This window comes from Microbispora oryzae, from assembly GCF_017896165.1.
GTDB classification, from domain to species: Bacteria; Actinomycetota; Actinomycetes; order Streptosporangiales; family Streptosporangiaceae; genus Microbispora; species Microbispora oryzae.
The window spans coordinates 112,172-126,396 of sequence record NZ_JAFCNB010000005.1; the positions used below are offsets into that span (position 1 = coordinate 112,172).

Sequence of the window (14,225 nt, forward strand, 5' to 3'; positions counted from 1 at the left end):
CTCACCCCCTCGCGGCCTGGGTCTGGTATCGGCTGATTTCCGGATGAAGGGGGTGATGGTGTGGGAGCGTGCCAACCGATCCGGCGTGCGAGGCGTCCTACGCCCTGTCGGCCCCCAGCCCTCTGGAGCACCTCATGAGCACTCCCTACGGCCCGCAGGGGCCGCAGCAGCCCCTGCCGCCGTTAGGCGGTCACCGGCCCGGCCCTGCGCCCTACCCGCAGCAGTACGCGCCGCAGGGGCCGTACCAGGGCCCGCCGCAGGGGCCCCCGCCCGGCTTCTACGCCACCCAGCCCGCGCACGGGTATCCGCCTCCGCCGGCAGCGGAGCCGCGCAACGGGTTGGGCTTGGCTGCGATCATCTGCGCATTGGTGGCTGTGCCCTGCGCCTGGGTGCCGATCCTTTTCTTCGTCGGCGGGCCGCTGGCGATCGTCGCGATCGCGCTCGGCGCCGCCGGGCAGGCCCGGGTCAGCCGCGGTCGCGCCACCAACGGTCGGATGACGGCGTTCGCGATCTTGCTCGGCATCTTCGCCTTGCTCGGCGCGTTCAACAACGCCCGGACCATCCTCACCTACACCGACAGCGTGAAGGACAGCCAGCAGCAGATGATGGACTGCGTGAACAAGGCCACCAGCCCGGACGAGATCGCCGCCTGCGCCCCCTAACGCTCCTGCAGGCGGGCGTGGAACAGGTGCCCCGGTTCCACGTCGTTGGCCCGGTACGGGGCCTTGGCCTTCTCGAGCGCCCGGCAGGCGAAACACACCGTCGGCTGGGGGACCTCCCACTGCCCCGCACGGTCAGGGTCGGTCGACTCGTCCAGGTAGTTGCCGCACCCGGCCGGGCACATGCTCGCGGCGTTAGCCTTGTCCGCTTGGGCCCAGGCCCGGTCCTCCTCGGTCCACGCCGCGTCATGCACGGTGACCGACCGGATCAGCCGGCCGCGGAGCACGACCGCGCCGGTCTCGTCTACCAGGTCAGGCTCATACTCGTGTGTCGTCTCCGACACGCGGCGGCGGCCGAGGAGGACCGACCGGGGCACCTGGTAGGCGCGGGCGAGGGTCAGCTCGTCTTGGTGCCGGGCAGATGCTCGGAGGCGCTCCTGGAGAAAGGGACGTCGACGGAGCTCCTGTTGAGCAGCCAGCACGTGTTGAACAGGTCGTTCCATTGGCCCTGCGTGATGGCGTCGACGAGCCGCCCCGCCTGCTCCTCGGTCATCTCCGGCGCCGCAGCGCTGGCCGCGAGCAGCGCGACGCCGAAGGTGTCCGGGTTGAAGATCTCGTCCTTGCCCTTGCGTGCGGGGTGTGCGGCCAGCAGGTCGGAGAACCGTTTGGCGGAGAGGCCGCGCAGCAGCAGCGTTTCGGTGCTGGCCTCCATCTCCTCTTCCAGCGCCCGGCACTGCTGGGCCAGCTCACGCGTCTTCTTCGACTTCCCGGCCAGGGAGTTGACGTTCTCCCGTTCGGCGAGCTTGAGCTGCCGCTCGGTCTCCTCCCACTGGGACTGCAGGTCGGCCCGCAGGCACAGCCGGTAGGTCCGCTCGGGCCGCTGGATCTTGCCGAGGATGGCGTCGATACCCAGCGTGGTCGGGGCCGCCTGGTCGGCCATCAGGCGACCACCGCGACCGGGTCCGGCGCTGTGTGGTTGAACAGCTTGACCTTGAAGGTCTGCGGCGTGTTGATGGCCGGCGGCTGCTTGCGGGGACGGCCGCAGCGGACGGGGTAGATCTCGACGGGGTCGCCGGCCTCGTAGTCGTCCTCGTGGGGGCGGTTGCGGCGCACCGCCAAGTAGAGCTTCTGCCGGTCGACGAGGGTCGTCGTGCCGACGTCGTCGACCTCGTCCTCCTGGATCTTCACGGTGAGCTCCAGGGAGTATTTCGTCGTCCCCGCGTCTTCGGTCTCGTCGCGGGACGCCAGGGAGGTGTTGTCAACGGCGGCCTGCTCGGGGCTGATGTCGAGCCCGTCCTTGGTCAGGACTTCCTGCAGGTCGACGCCGGCGTTGAGCTCCGCGGCGGGGGGGTTGGAGAGGTTGGACAAGGTCGGGACGACGGTGACCTTGATGTTGCCGTCGCCGAGGAGGTCGGACATGGGTTACTCCTTGTCGTTCTTGCCGGGGGCGCGGCGTGCGGGCGCGGGGGCGGGAGGGGCGGCCGGTGTGGTGGGCGCGGCCGGGGGGTTCTCACCGGCGGCGGGCGCGGAAGCCTGCGTCCCCGCCGTCGGGGCCGGGGCGGCGTCGACGCGCTCGTAGTACTCGGCGAACAGCGGGAAAGCCTGTTCGGAGACGTATGTGGTGTCGCCGCTGAGCTTCGACCGAACCTTGATCATCCGGGCGGGCATCAGCCGATCACCGCCCACGTCACGTCGGTCGTCGCCGACCACGACAGGGCGATGAGGTTGCTGTCGGCCGGGTCCCGGTACGACGGGAGCAGCAGCAGCTGGAACGTGCTCGTCGCCGGGATCGTGTACGTCTTGGCCGGGTTCGCCACCCCGTACTCGGTGGTGCCGGGCGGGTCGATCGTGAGAGTGACCGAGGAATCGCCGTCGTTGACGACGGTCATCCGGGTGGTCTTCTTGATCCCGGACACCTTGTCCCCGGCCGCGGCCGGATGCATCGTGATCGCGGCGCCGTTGACGACCGCGACCTGAGGTCCATGGGTAGCCATGCGGGGGCTCCTTCAGGGCATGCGAAACAGCCCGCGCATCAGGTGATGCCGGGCCACGAAATGGGGGCCGTCAGACGGCTTGGGAGCGGAAGGCGATCTCCACCACGGCGCGGAACTCCGGCGGTGGAGGGGTGTCGATCCGGGCGGTCGGAGGTGACCCGGGCGGTTGCTGCACCGGGTAGCAGGACCGGCCCGGCACGGTCAGCCGTTTGCCGATCAGCGGGGCCCTGACCTGGTCCGCGCACGTCTCCGCCTGGTCGGCGTCCGCCCCCCAGCAGTTGATCTGCGCGGTGTAGTCGAGGTAGGCCACCGGCTCGGCGACGTTGCCGTCCGGCACCCCCGGCGACGGGTAGATCACCGCGTACGGCACGTAAGGCGAGTGACCGGGCTCGCCCTGCCAGCCGCCCCCCTCGGGTGCCGTGGCCCGCCCGACGAGGACCCCGGCGGCTTCCAGCGCGGCGACCACCGCGGCGGTGTGCGGCGCGCTCGGGGCGACGTCACCCATCGAGGGCCTTCTGTCCGACCTGGGCGAGGATCTCGGGCAGCGGTTCGATCGCGGCGTCGAACGATGGCCGCATGTACGGCTGCGGGCTGGTGCCCGGGTGGTGCACCACCCGGGCGAACACGTCGTCGCCGTGCTCGTTCACCCAGTGCAGCGCCTTGGCGTTCCGCGGCCGGATGACGTGCGGCTTCGTGCCATATTCGCTGTGGGCTCCGTAGGAGGCGGTGGGGCCGGCTTCGAAACCGAGACCGTCGTCGTCGAAGTCCACGCCGATCGTCGATTTCAGGTGCCCGGTGTCGACCGCCACCCGGTCCTGCCCGCCGGCCACCGTGTCGAAGCCGGTCTTCCGCACCACCACCGAGCACAAGGCGTCAGCTTTCGGCCCGGCCGCGACCAGCACCTTGATGAGGTCGTTGACCTCGGAGGCGTCCCAGGAGGCGTCCACGGATCACACCTCCCGCCGGGTGAGGTCATCAGTGCAGGCCAAGATCCGCTCCCAGCCTTCGGAGGCGTAGCGGGCGTTGGTGACGCGAAACCGCCGCCCGGCCAGGCCGGGGACGGATGCCTCCAGCAGGGTCACGATGTCGCCCTCGAGGACCTCGGCCGCGTCCCACTCGATCGCGACCGTGTGGACCGTCGTGGACACCTGCCGGTCGCCCATGATGGCCGGGCTGGCGGTAGGCGCCGACCCGACCCTGCAGGGGCCGGTGTAGACGGTGGCCGGTGCGGCGGGGTGCCACACGTTGTTGGCGTCGGTGGCGCCCCCCGCGGTGGTGCGGGTGATCTGACAGCGGGCGGTCTGCAGCCCGGTCGATGTCGGCCGGTGGTGCTCCGACCAGCGGGGGTGGATGGGGGTGTGACCGGCGAACGGCACCCGGATCACCCCCCTTTTCACCAGTAGTGCCGGTGGTGGCGGCGGTATGCGGCGGCCGGGTCGAAGTCCACGATGAGGAGCCCGGCGTTGTCGTCGCCCAGCCCTTCGGCGACCTGGTCCCGTAGCGCCTGCGCGCGGGCGCGGAGCTCGGCCGCGACGGCGGGCCCGTCGGTGGACGCCCCGTCGATCGTGGTGAGCTTCTTGCTGATCAGCGCCTCGGAGCTGGCGACGGCGTCGAGGGCCTGGGCGGCGGCGAGTTTGACGTCGCCGCCTTCCATGGCCAGGTAGCCGCGGATTTGGGCGTCGTCGAGGAGCAGGTTCGGCTCGTCGGTGTCCGGGATGAGGAGACGCACCCGCCCGACATCCGACTCGTAGTCGATCGCCATGCGCCGCCTCCTACTGGAAGACCGAAACCTTCCAGGTCGCCGATGACGGGTCGATCGAGCCGCCGGTCGGGTTGTAGAGGCGGATCGTGACCGTGTTCGCCGCGCTGACATGGGCGCACCACATAAGGCTGGCGTTGACGGTGGTCGGCGCGCCGACCGCCACCCGGTCCCCGGCAGCCGCGCCGGCGACGGTGATGGTGAGCGTGGCGACGGTCCCCGCGGAGATCGAGGGGAAATCGAGGGTGGCCGACCCTTGAAGGGCCACCTGCGAGGCGGGGAGCTGCCCGGATGCGTTGAGGGTGGCAAGGCCAGACGGCTGGCCCTTGGAGGTGATGCCCATGTCAGGTCTCCGTGTTCTTCGTGCTGGTGCGGGACCGGCCCTGCCCGCCTGAACGGCGGGCAGGGCGCTTCGCAGCGGAGGTAGGCGCCGCCTGGTCGTTCCCGGAGGCCGGGGCAGCTGCGGGAAAGCCCGGCCCGGGCGCCGCCGATTCCGCCGGTTCGCGGAGCTCGACCACGCCGTTGTCGGCCTGCTGGTCCGGCTGTGCCGGGGCGCGGTCGATGAGGGCGCGCAGCAACTCGTTCGTCTCCCCCAGCCGCTCATGCACTGCGGCGAGGTACTCCTCAGCTCCGGTGATCGGCCGCGGAAGCGCCATGGTCAGGACCCGGCGCCCGTCGAGGCGACCGCCATCTTCGGGTCCATCAGCGTCCCGCCGAGGACGTGCCGCACCCGGTAGCGGATCCCGTCGTGCTCGAAGTCGCCTTCCTCCGGGTTGACCGCGCCGCCGCCGACGCGGACCGCGTCCGGCGACTTCATCCACAGCTCCGGCGTCTCGTGGCCGATGAGGAAACCCACCTCCATCGGGGGCCGGCCCGACGACGGGGAGGCGAACAGGTACCACGCCGAGTTGCCCGTGGTGGTGTCGATGATCGGCAGCCACGGGTTGACTCGCACGGTCACCCGGTTCCGCATCCAGTTCTGCACCCGCAGCTGGTCGTTGCCGGTCCCGTCGCCGCCGCCCGTGGCCGAGACGATCTCCGTGGAGTTGATGATGTTGTTCGCCGCGACCTCCAGGGCCGGGGGGACCTCAAGCACGACGGACTGGACGTAGATGGGGCCACCGTCGGAGTCGACCTGCTGGCCCATGATCTGCATCGCGTACTGCAGTCCGCTGATCGTCAGCGCCGGGTTGGTCGGCACGTCGGCGCCGCCGACCGTCGCGTTGATCAGGTTCTTGTTCGCGTTGGAGAAGAACGTGGAGTTCGGGCCGGAGGAGGTCACGTACAGGGCGGTCGCGAAACGCTCCTCGGTGCGGCGCGCGGCCAGGCCCAGGGCGCCCGGGAGTTCCGACAGGGCGTCCAGGTCGTCGTTGACGACCGTCTCCCAGCTGATGGGGATCTCCGCGCCGTGCTTGCCGATGGCGTATTCGTAGGCGCCGTCGACGACCGCCCGCGCCGTGTACGGCTCCAGCTCGCCGACGGGGGCCAGGACGCCCTTACCGCCGTCGAGGGTGAACCGTTTGACAGTGCGGAAGTCCCGCACCCGGCCGCGGCGGGCGGTGATCGACCAGTTCACCGGCATCGTGTTGTAGCTGCCGAGCAGCTGCCGGTCCAGGACGTCGCCGAACAGGAACTGGAAATCCGAGCGGGTCATCGCCTCCTGGAAGTCCAGGGCGGCGCGGCGGCTGCCGGTCAGGACCCGCTCGTACAACCGCAGCGCCTCCGACAGGGAACGCTGGTAGCGGGCGTCCTGGGTTCGGCGGTTGATGCGGCGGCCCTCACCGGCGTAGATACGGCCGGTGGAGGCGTCGTCGGTGCCGCCCGTGTAGGTGTCGAGCAGGCCGAGTCCGGGGCCGGCGTCGAGGGTGAGCGTCATGGGGTTGGTCTCCTAGTAGCCGACGCGGACGGGGATGGTGGTGGTGGCGCCGGACGACACCCCAGCGAGGGCGTAGCCGAAGCGGGTGCCGTTGGTGGAGTCCTTGTTGATGACCCCGAGGTCGTAGTACAGGGTGTCGCCGGCCGAGATGGCCGCGTTGGTCGTGGTCTCACCCTTGACGGGGAGGTTCCAGGTGCCGTCGAGCGCGATGGTGGTGTAGCCGTCGTCGTCCTCGTCGGTGAGGGCGACGCCGGGCAGCTGCCCGAACACCACAGGGTCACCGGAGGCTGGGGTGGTGGGTGCGGTGCACTGCACGCGCAGGGTCTCGTTCCACATGTGGACGTTGTTGGTCGCCATTGGTGATTACCGCCTTCCCGTTGCCGCGATCTTGGCGGCGTCGTCGCTGAGGCCGAGCCGCTGGAAGCTCTCGGCGAGGCTGGTCTCGAAGTCGGACTCGGTGAGGGGCTCGGCGCGGCTCTCGCCGAGGCCGCGGACGTGGCCGGCGCCGCTCTCCTCGAGGAGGGAGGCGATCTCGGTCTGCTTGTCGGTGATGGCCGACTCGACGACCGTGGTGAAGGCGTCGGTGTCGAGGCCGCCGGTGTCGGTGGTGGGCAGGTCGCGCAGGACGGACTCGATGAGGCGGCCCTGGCTGGCCGCGGGGATGCCGGGCGTGTTCTTGAGTGCCTCGGTGACGAGGCGGCGGGCGGTCTTCTCGTTCTCCAGCCGCTGGGCCTTGGCGTCGGCGGCGTCCGCGCGGGCGTCGGCCGCGTCAGCGCGCTCGGTCAGCTGGGCGATCTGCCCGGTGGCGGAGTCGAGCCGGGCGATCGCCTCGTTCAGGCTGGTCTTCAGGGTCGCGGCCTCGGCGAGCTGCCGGGCCTGCTCCTCGGTCATCTCGGGCATTGCGCCCTCCTCCATCTGTGCGGTGCCCGGCGCGGTGCCCGGCGCGGTGCGGTTGGTGGTCGTCCCGGTGCCGCGGTCGGCGGGCTCCGGTTGCGGCTCGTAGGTGGTCACGGCGGTCACCTCTGCCGGCTCGCCGGTCAGGGTGACCGTGCGGCCGGTCAGGGTGAACGGCTGCTGGAACAGGCCCCCGTCGGAGGGCTCGGTGTTGTCCTCCAGCGAGAACACGACCCACTCGTCGGTGTAGTCGCGGACCCACACCCAGATGTCCTTGCCGCCGTAGGTGTCCCGCAGCGCCTGGTTGAGGGCATCACGCAGGTCGTTCGCGGTGATGCCGGTCGCCTCGGCCAGGCGGCGCGCGGCCTCCGACATCGCGGCCGGGGCCGCTTCTTCAGCGTCGGGGTCGTCGTACAGGTCGCGTTGGAAAAGCTGCGGCTGCGCGGCCTGCACTTCGGCGGTGAACGCCATCAGGGCCTGGTTGATGCCGCCGGACAGGCTGATCCGCTCCTCGCGTGTCAGCCGCCCGTTGCCGTACATGTCGTCGGCCAGCTGGGTGAACGCCAGGTGCAGGCGGGATTCGATCCAGGCGCCGATGTTCCTGGACTCGGCCAGCGGAACGGGCATGGTGTGCTCCTTGGCGGTGGTCTCGGTTGGCACGGCGGGCGGGGCGGCGGACTCGCTGATGCCGCTGTTCGTGGAGATGGTGCTGACGGCGTCATGCCAGTCACGCTGCTGGGGGCCGTCGACGACGATGCCCCAGTCGCCCTGCTCCGGGAGGATCTCCAGCCGGTCCTTCAGCGGTCTGCCGCCCGTCCAGGTGCCGTGGATCTCGACCGACACCTTCCCGAGGTTCGTGGTGAGTTCCCGCTTCGTGGTCGGGTTCGTGATGTCCGGGTCGTCGATGTCGTCGATGATCCGGTCGATCGCCCGGTCGACCTTCGTCCAGGACGCCCGGTCGAACACGGCTTCGACTGGGGTGCCGTCGGTGCCGAGCATGCGGAACGCGATCTTTTTCCGGGCGGGTGAGTAGACGTCGAGGTCGCCGTTGCCCGTGTCGACGCGGGCCGCGGAGTCGAGGCCGTCCAGCGCCTGTTCGAGCTTGACGTTGTCCCGCCGGGTCAGGTTCAGGGTCGCGCCGTCGTGCAGGGTGACTTCGTATTGGCCGGCGCCGGTCTTGTGGATGCGGCCCACACCGTCGAAGGACTCTTCGTCGCCCTTGTCCCAGTCGTCGGCCAGGTCGAGCTGCCGGGCCAGGGTGTGGGCGTTGTCCCTACTCATGGCGGTGGTGTGGCCGTTGTGGGTGAGGGTGATGCGGTCGCCGTCCTGGTGGCGGTCCACAGTGAGGGTGCCGCCTGACTTCAGGGGGACCTCGGTGGTCGCGAGCACGCTGGGCATGCCGCGGCCGGACCCTCCCCCGCCGCCGGTCGAGCCGGCCCCGGTGGTGGGGGTGTGGCCGCTCGACCCCCCGCCGCCGTGGTCGGAGCCGGTGTGCGAGGCGCCGCCGCCGTGGCCGAACCGGCCGTGGTAGCCGCGCGGGTGGTCCTGTTCCTTCCAGGTCCCGCGTTCCGCGAGGGCCTGGGCGCGGGCGGACTCCAGCAGTTCGACGATCCGGCCGCCGCGGCCCGCCTTCGTGACGAAGTCCACCGATTCCACCGAGGTGATGGCCGTGACGATCGGCCCTTCGCGCCCCTCGGCCTGCCCATACTCCACGGTGCCGGACGCCCGGATGGATACGCCGATGTGTTTCTTCATCTCGGCCAGGAACTGCTGGTAGGCGGGGAGCACCTCGTTCGTGGCGAACAGGCCGCGCTCGGCCGGGTCATACACGGCGGTGCTGTCCAGCACGGCGGCCAAGTCCCGCAGCGACCGCTCCGGCCGCTCCTCATCTTCGGACCGGGTCGGGTGGTCGATGTACTGGTGGATGCCTGCCTCGAACAGGGGGGCGGCCCGGCGGAGGACGTCCGCCGAGTAGTAGCCCGAGCTGCCCCAGCCTTCGGAGATCAGCAGCAGGCGCTGGCGTCTGCCCAGCTGGTCGATGCTGGTGGTGGCGGCCTCGGCGAGGAGACGCGACTCTGCGAGCGGCTGGTTGGGCATCACGCCTCCTCTCGGGTGCGGTCGATGAGGTCGGCGACGGGCGTGACGTGCCATGAATCCCGCCAGTCCGGTGTGGTGCGGCGCACGGACAGGTCGGCCCACTCGATCGCGCCGTCATCGAGGAGCTGGAGCCGGGCGGGACCCATGATCTGCAGCTGCTCCTCCCGGGGCAGGCTGTCGAAGATGGCGCGGGCGTCGGGCAGCTCGTCGGCCGGCTCGTCCAGGTCGAAGCCGAGGTCGGCCCAAGACTTGGTCTTCGGGGTGCGGGAGCAGCGGCCCTGGTGGTGGTCCAGCGGGCCGGGCTCCGACATCGGGTGCAGCGTGCCGTGCTTCGACCAGCAGGACGGGCACGTACGGGCGCGGCTCGGCCCGGTGACCTCCGCGTGCCACACCCAGCCGTCGAGGACGTCGGCGTGGTCCTGCTGGCCGATCTCCGCCGCCTGGCGGTGCGCGTCCAGCGTCTCGGTGCGGGCGATCACCAGGGCCCTGCTGAGCCCGCCGTTGAACTGCCCTTCGACGCGTTTCACCATCGCGTCCGCGGCGTCGCGCGGGTTGTCGCCGGTGACGACGCCGCGGACCAGTTCGCGTTTCATCGCTTCCGTCGCGGCGGGTTCCAGGTGCCAGGCGCGGACGGTGACCTGTTCGGCCGTGCGGCGGACGATCGTGTCGACGGCGTCGGCCTGGTGCTGCCGGTGCTCGGCGGCGGCGGGGAGTGTCGAACCGTACGGCAGCTGGGAGGACACGATGTCCGTCTGCCCGGTCAGGCCGATGGTCGCGGCTTGCCGGGCGGCGGCGGGCACGTCGTCGCGGACCTGGGTCGCGAGCCGCTCCAGGGCGGCGCTGGACTGCTCCAGGGCGTGGAGGGTGCGTTCGGCGCGTAGGACGGTGCCGCGCGCCGGCCACTGGTCGGGGCTGCCGCTGAGGAGGTCTTGTACGGCGGTGAGGAAGAGGGGGGAGAGGTCGTCCCAGGTGTGGACCCAGGAGGCGGTGAGGCCGCGGACGAGGTCGTCGGTGATGCGGTCGACAGCCCGTCGCATGCGGGCGATGAGGCGGAGCGTTTTGCGGGTGATCGGCATGGCGGTCACCTCGTTTCATGCGCCTCACGGCCGTCGACGGGGCGGTGGATGACCGCCGGCCGGATCGAGCCGTCCTCACGCTCGAGTGGGCGTTGCTGCGGCCCGCATGGGCAGGTGTCGGTGGTTTCGTGCTCGATGAGGTCACCGAGCGGGATGACGTGGAGGCTCACCCGCCTCGCGCCTTCCGCGTCCGCGCAGCTTTCCTGGCCATGCGGGACCGCTGCTCGCGCGTGCGTCCCGCGTTCGCGATCTTCGCGGCTTTCGCCTTGCTGTACCCGCGGTCCCGGAGCGCCCGGTAGGTGTCCTCCCGGCCGGAGGTGATACCGCGCACATGCCCGGCGCCGGCTTCGCTGACCGGCGCGCCGCCGCCGTCTCCCGCGTCCTGGCGTGGTTTCGGTGGTCTCGGTGGGGCGTTCCCCGCGACGCTCGCCGGGTCCTCACCGCGGCGGAACGCGTCCGCCGCAGCCTGACCGGCCGACACCCCTGGGGAGACGAAATTGCCGTCGGCGTCCGTCAGCTTCTTGAGGATCCCGTCGACGTCCCGCACGCCGAGAGCCTCCAGCAGCAGCCGGGCGGTCACCTCAGGCGGGAAGTGCGACGTCGAATCGGCCTTGACGATCGCGTCCACCAGCGTCGCGATGTCGACGTCGTCAACGTCGGGGAAGCTGATGTCGACGATCGTGTCGGCGCCGCCCCGCAGCCTGACGGTTTCCCGCCCGTCGTAGGGGTCGACCTCGATGACGCCCTTGAGGATGCCCTGCGGGGCGCGGACGGACTCCAGGATGACGTGCCGCAGGATGGCCTGGTAGGCGTCGGCCCACACGTCCTGCCGCAGCTCCATGGTCCGCTCAGTCGGCGTGTCCAGCGTTTCGGCGGTGGCGCGGGCCCCGGTGGTGCCGGGGTCGCCCAGCAGCATCGTCACGGGTACGTCGAGCGCCGCGGCGGTCATCGCGGCGAGCGGCCGCCCGGACTCGGAGTCGATGGTCGCCCCGCTCTTGGGGACGGCTTCCAGCGCCATGTCGGCGGTCATGATGGCGGTCGCGCCGGCGTGCTGGGCGTCGCCCGTGACGGGGTCGCGGGTCGGGGCGGCGGCGATCCGGGCGCGTGCGGCCTGCTGCTTGGACCCCTTGCTGGTGAGCCTCCACGCGAACCGCGACAACGCCTTGACCAGCCGCGCCCAGTCGGTCAGGAAGTCCTTGTAGGCGTGGGCCCAGTCGATCGCCGCGTAGCAGTCGCCAAGGCCGAACTTCCACCCGTCGTGGCCGCCGACACGCACGTGGTAGACCGGGGCGTCCCATCGGACGGGCCCGGTGCTGCCGTCCCGGCCGCGGATCGTCTTCGGCCGGGACTTCGGCTTGTAGCCGAGGGCGGGGTAGAACACGATCCGCCGCTCGGTGATGACGGCGCCGGTGGCCGGGTCGAGGCGCTCGGTCCACCCGTCCTGCTGGTAGTACCACGGTTCGGACGCGTCGTCGGGGTTGGTGATGACGTCGACGATCTCGTCCCACGGCAGGCGCCGAACCTGGACGCGGCCGGTGGTGGGCGCGGTGAACAGGGCGAACATGACGTTGCCGTCGGTGAACAGGCCCCTCTCCAGTGTTTCGTGGGCCTGGCCGCCGGTCAGGGCGCGCTGGTTACCGGGGTCGTCGAGGAAACGCTGGACGACGTCGTTGACCTTCTTGTCGCGGGCGACGATGTGGACGCCTTGCCCCCACACGTACGCGGTCCGCAGGGCGAGGCCGCGCTTGAGGAGGGGCGACTTGAGGGTGCTGACGCGGGCGACGGCGGTGATCTGCCGGAGCCCGTCGCGGGTGAATTCCTGCTCGGCGAGGGCGGTCAGCCGCCGCCAGCCGGGTTCGTACATGCGGTTTTCGAGGTCGCCGATGCTTTCGCGGAGCCAGGCGTTGTCTGCGCGTTCCTGGCGGATCTGCTCGGCGAGGTCGGCGTTACCGGTCAGGCGGGCCAGGCCCTCCCGGATGGGCAGGACGAACGACTCCCGAAGGGCGGCTACAACGGCCATCCGGCTCACCTCCCCTGGCGATCCACGGTCAGTAGGGCGATATCTCGTATCCGTCGAGTTCGTCGTCCAGGTCCTCATCGCCGACGATGTGGTCACCGGACAACAGCGGGGCAAGGAGTAGCCGGTTCAGCGCTTGAGACATCGCGTCGACCTGGTCGTCGTGCGCGCCGTTGGGGAACGCCGCCGCCTCGTCGATGAAGTCGCCGACCCAGGGGCACAGCTTCGGGTCGGGAAGGAATACCTGCCCGGCCTCGATGAACGGCACCACGGCGGACGCGCGGGCCGCTTTCCCGCCGTCCGGTTCAACGGGAACCATCCCCTGCACGGACCGGGCCAGGCTGTTGATGACCGCTGTGCCGTTGGCCTTGTCTTCGACCAGCTTCAACACGGCCTGCGGCCACTTCGCGGCGAGCGCCTTGAACGCCTTGCGGGTCTCCACGAACGCCATGCGGGCGCGGATCTGGTCCAGCAAGAACGCCTGCAGCCCCCACCGCCCCCACACCTGGCCGACGACGTAGTCAGAGGAGTCCAGGTCTTTGAACGTCATGTCCCACGACAGCAGGAGCTCGTCGGCGCCGATCGCCCAGTGGGAGCCGTCGTCCCGGACCACCCAGCGGGGATCGCGGTACTCGCGCCACCACGCCCGATTGAACAGGTCACCCTCAGGTGGGGCGGGTTTGCCCTGGTAGAGGGCGTTCCAGACGCGGGAGCCAACCGCGACGCGGATCTGCTGCCACTGCTCGACGCTTCGGCCGCGGGCCGATTGGAGGAACTGCCCCGGCTCCCGGCCCAGCGGGTCGGCCTCACCCTTGGCCGGGTCGTGGTCGGCCTGGGCGGGGATGTTGAGGACTCGCCACCGGCCGGCGTCTTCGGCGTCCAGCACGCGGCCGGCGAGGTCGTCTTCGTGCCAGCGCGTCAGGATGATCACCACGGGGGCGCCGGGCGCCAGCCGGGTGTTGGCGACCGCCTGCCAGAACCCCCACACCACTTCGCGCCAGGCCTTGCTGTCGGCGTCCCGCATGTCCTTGATCGGGTCGTCGATGAACAGAGCGTCGGCCGGCTTGCCGGTCAGGCCGGAGGTGATGCCGACGCTGCGTACGCCGCCGCGATGCCCGTCCAGGCGCCAGCGGCGGGCTGCGCCGTTGTCGGGGGCGATCCGCAGCCCGAGGTCGAGGGTTTCGTCGGTGCCGTCGTTGGTGGTGATGTGGTTGCGGATGTTGCGGCCGAACTCGTCGGCGAGGTCCTGGGCGTAGCAGGCGATCGCGATGCGGAGGTCGGGGTTGCGGGTCAGCATCCACAGCGGGCCCATGGTGGTAACCCGCGTGGACTTCCCTTCCTGAGGCGGCATCGTGATGACGAGCCGGTCACAGCGGCCTTCGGCGACGTCGACGAGCGCGGCGTCGATGAGGTCGAGCGCGGGAGTTTGGATGGTCGTCGGGTCGATGGCCAGGGCGAGCTGCCCAGGCGTGGCCCACTTCGGGGCCTCAGGCTCAGCGGGTGGTTGGAATTGCCTGGAGGCAACCTCCCAGGGGGACAGCACGGTCATGTGATGTCCAGCGGTTGCCCCTCGATCACCGGGGCCTCGTCATCCGTGGTGACCCGCACCCACGGAATGTAGGTGCCGGGCGCGCCGGAGAAGTCGAAGCCCGTGCCGGGGCCTATGAGGATCTTCGCGATCGTCTGGCCGTCGTCGTCGACGTCCCACGCGGCCTGCTGCCACTCGTCTTCGCCGGGGCGGACACCGTACGGCAGGACCTGCATCTCGACGGGAAGGCCGGTGAGGGCCTGGTCGCCTTCGACGGCGACGGGCAGGTACTCCCGCGACTCCCGGGGGATCCGTTCAGGCACTG

At 70.7% G+C, this 14,225-nt stretch carries 19 protein-coding genes; 1 reads left to right on the forward strand and 18 read right to left on the reverse strand.

Features of this window, described 5'->3' with window-relative positions; translation table 11 throughout:
* The first annotated feature begins 68 nt into the window (after window positions 1-68).
* Window positions 69-662: a DUF4190 domain-containing protein gene (locus tag JOL79_RS11270; RefSeq protein WP_210155699.1), complete on the forward strand. Its 594-nt coding sequence runs from the start codon at window positions 69-71 to the stop codon at window positions 660-662.
* Here the strand turns inward: JOL79_RS11270 and JOL79_RS11275 are convergent.
* The 18 genes from JOL79_RS11275 to JOL79_RS11360 form a co-directional block, all read right to left on the reverse strand.
* Window positions 659-1,003: a hypothetical protein gene (locus tag JOL79_RS11275; RefSeq protein WP_210155700.1), complete on the reverse strand. Its 345-nt coding sequence runs from the start codon at window positions 1,001-1,003 to the stop codon at window positions 659-661. The genes JOL79_RS11270 and JOL79_RS11275 overlap by 4 nt on opposite strands.
* A 53-nt stretch (window positions 1,004-1,056) precedes the next feature.
* Complete coding sequence (locus tag JOL79_RS11280) at window positions 1,057-1,599, reverse strand: hypothetical protein (RefSeq protein ID WP_210155701.1); 543 nt, start codon at window positions 1,597-1,599, stop codon at window positions 1,057-1,059.
* Window positions 1,599-2,078, reverse strand: coding sequence for a phage tail tube protein (locus JOL79_RS11285; RefSeq protein WP_210155702.1), 480 nt, complete (start codon window positions 2,076-2,078; stop codon window positions 1,599-1,601). The genes JOL79_RS11280 and JOL79_RS11285 overlap by 1 nt, the downstream gene beginning before the upstream one ends.
* A 3-nt stretch (window positions 2,079-2,081) precedes the next feature.
* On the reverse strand, window positions 2,082-2,315 hold the full coding sequence (locus JOL79_RS11290) for a hypothetical protein (protein WP_210155703.1): 234 nt from the start codon (window positions 2,313-2,315) through the stop codon (window positions 2,082-2,084).
* Window positions 2,316-2,326: 11 nt separating this feature from the next.
* Entirely contained in the window at window positions 2,327-2,653 is a 327-nt protein-coding gene (locus tag JOL79_RS11295; protein WP_210155704.1) for a hypothetical protein, read from the reverse strand.
* A gap of 70 nt (window positions 2,654-2,723) precedes the next feature.
* Window positions 2,724-3,158 (reverse strand): hypothetical protein, encoded by a 435-nt coding sequence (locus tag JOL79_RS11300; protein WP_210155705.1) that lies wholly within the window; start codon window positions 3,156-3,158, stop codon window positions 2,724-2,726.
* Window positions 3,151-3,600, reverse strand: coding sequence for an HK97 gp10 family phage protein (locus JOL79_RS11305; protein ID WP_210155706.1), 450 nt, complete (start codon window positions 3,598-3,600; stop codon window positions 3,151-3,153). Before JOL79_RS11305 ends, JOL79_RS11300 begins: the two co-directional genes overlap by 8 nt.
* A gap of 3 nt (window positions 3,601-3,603) precedes the next feature.
* Window positions 3,604-4,038: a DUF6093 family protein gene (locus tag JOL79_RS11310; RefSeq protein ID WP_210155707.1), complete on the reverse strand. Its 435-nt coding sequence runs from the start codon at window positions 4,036-4,038 to the stop codon at window positions 3,604-3,606.
* 8 nt (window positions 4,039-4,046) lie between these two features.
* Window positions 4,047-4,415: a hypothetical protein gene (locus JOL79_RS11315; protein ID WP_210155708.1), complete on the reverse strand. Its 369-nt coding sequence runs from the start codon at window positions 4,413-4,415 to the stop codon at window positions 4,047-4,049.
* A gap of 10 nt (window positions 4,416-4,425) precedes the next feature.
* Window positions 4,426-4,755 (reverse strand): hypothetical protein, encoded by a 330-nt coding sequence (locus JOL79_RS11320; RefSeq protein WP_210155709.1) that lies wholly within the window; start codon window positions 4,753-4,755, stop codon window positions 4,426-4,428.
* A gap of 1 nt (window position 4,756) precedes the next feature.
* Complete coding sequence (locus tag JOL79_RS11325; protein WP_210155710.1) at window positions 4,757-5,068, reverse strand: hypothetical protein; 312 nt, start codon at window positions 5,066-5,068, stop codon at window positions 4,757-4,759.
* A gap of 2 nt (window positions 5,069-5,070) precedes the next feature.
* Window positions 5,071-6,288, reverse strand: coding sequence for a phage major capsid protein (locus JOL79_RS11330; RefSeq protein ID WP_210155711.1), 1,218 nt, complete (start codon window positions 6,286-6,288; stop codon window positions 5,071-5,073).
* Window positions 6,289-6,300: 12 nt separating this feature from the next.
* Window positions 6,301-6,645, reverse strand: coding sequence for a DUF2190 family protein (locus JOL79_RS11335; RefSeq protein WP_210155712.1), 345 nt, complete (start codon window positions 6,643-6,645; stop codon window positions 6,301-6,303).
* 6 nt (window positions 6,646-6,651) lie between these two features.
* A complete protein-coding gene (locus JOL79_RS11340; RefSeq protein ID WP_210155713.1) occupies window positions 6,652-9,279 on the reverse strand; it encodes a hypothetical protein in 2,628 nt (875 codons plus the stop codon).
* Complete coding sequence (locus JOL79_RS11345; protein ID WP_210155714.1) at window positions 9,279-10,355, reverse strand: structural protein; 1,077 nt, start codon at window positions 10,353-10,355, stop codon at window positions 9,279-9,281. Before JOL79_RS11345 ends, JOL79_RS11340 begins: the two co-directional genes overlap by 1 nt.
* A 166-nt stretch (window positions 10,356-10,521) precedes the next feature.
* A complete protein-coding gene (locus tag JOL79_RS11350; RefSeq protein ID WP_210155715.1) occupies window positions 10,522-12,375 on the reverse strand; it encodes a DUF7218 family protein in 1,854 nt (617 codons plus the stop codon).
* Window positions 12,376-12,403: 28 nt separating this feature from the next.
* Entirely contained in the window at window positions 12,404-13,921 is a 1,518-nt protein-coding gene (gene terL / locus JOL79_RS11355; protein WP_210155716.1) for a phage terminase large subunit, read from the reverse strand.
* Entirely contained in the window at window positions 13,918-14,223 is a 306-nt protein-coding gene (locus tag JOL79_RS11360; RefSeq protein ID WP_210155717.1) for a hypothetical protein, read from the reverse strand. The genes terL and JOL79_RS11360 overlap by 4 nt, the downstream gene beginning before the upstream one ends.
* Between the last annotated feature and the right edge of the window lie 2 nt (window positions 14,224-14,225).